Raw genomic sequence first — 617 nt, forward strand, 5'->3', positions numbered from 1 at the left:
CCCGCCGGGCCACCGGCGCCCCGCCCCGCCCGCTCGTCCGGGCCGGGGACCCGGACCTCGGTGCGACCACCGTGGAGTACGCCATGGTCGTGCTCGCCGCGGCGGCCTTCGGCGGGGTCATGGCCGCGGTCCTCTCCTCCGGCCAGGTGCGCGAGCTCCTGACCGCGATCATCGAGAAGGCGCTCGGCGTCTGAGCGGCTGCTCCCGCGGGGTCCGTGGTGCCGTCCCCGGCGCCGCGGACCCCGCGGGAGCGTCCTCCCCGTCCGTCCTGGCCGCCGGTCCCAGCAACCCGAGCCGCCGTGCGCCCTGCCCGTGAGGAGTCCACCATGCCCGCCCACCGCCCCCGATGCTCATCCCGTGGTCGGTCTCGTCCGCCGTCCCGACCCCGTTCCCGTGCTTCCCGGTGGCGTGTCGGTTCCCGCCTCCGTCCGTGGTCGCCGCGCGGCCCCAGGTCCCGGTCCGCGCCGCGGCCGGTGCCGCCGGACCGCGGCGCCGTCACCGCCGAGACGGCCGTGCTGCTGCCCGCCCTCGTGCTGCTCCTGGCCGTGCTCCTCGCGGCCGCCGCGGCCGGGATGACCCTGATCCGCTACGAGGAGGCCGCGCGGGCCTCGGCCCGG

The 617-nt window shown here is 79.1% G+C and carries 1 protein-coding gene; it reads left to right on the forward strand.

All coding sequences use genetic code 11. The features are described from left to right. Positions 1–194, forward strand: a 194-nt coding sequence (locus CRM73_RS19470; RefSeq protein WP_229588836.1) for a DUF4244 domain-containing protein, incomplete at its 5' end; no start/stop codon positions are given. Positions 195–617: the final 423 nt, after the last annotated feature.

It is taken from the genome of Kocuria sp. CCUG 69068 (assembly GCF_020833785.1).
Lineage (GTDB): Bacteria > Actinomycetota > Actinomycetes > Actinomycetales > Micrococcaceae > Kocuria > Kocuria rosea.